The organism is Vibrio sp. 10N.261.51.F12 (genome assembly GCF_041471725.1).
Classification (GTDB): domain Bacteria; phylum Pseudomonadota; class Gammaproteobacteria; order Enterobacterales; family Vibrionaceae; genus Vibrio.
In genome coordinates this window covers 1-230 of sequence record NZ_JBFROV010000059.1, presented here as the reverse complement: position 1 = coordinate 230, position 230 = coordinate 1, and the positions used below count along the sequence as shown (strand labels likewise).

The 230-nt window shown below is 51.7% G+C and carries 1 protein-coding gene; it reads left to right on the top strand.

Features of this window, described 5'->3' with window-relative positions:
• Positions 1–230: hypothetical protein (locus tag AB4405_RS24075; RefSeq protein ID WP_372063085.1), on the top strand; the 230-nt coding region annotated here is incomplete at both ends.

Here is a 230-nt window from a genome sequence, read left to right as displayed (position 1 = left end):
CCAGCGGATGAAATGACCGATGAAGACACGTCGATCACCCGTGATGTACCGGAAGCCTCCGATGTGGATGGCACCGTGGCGTCTTACGCCTTAGCGACCGATGTTCCAGACGGAAAAGGCAGTCTAAGTTTCAACAATGGCACCTATACCTTTGATCCAGGTGAGGACTTCCAAGACCTGACCGATGGTCAGAAGGAAGACGTGACCTTTACCTACGTTGCGATTGATAA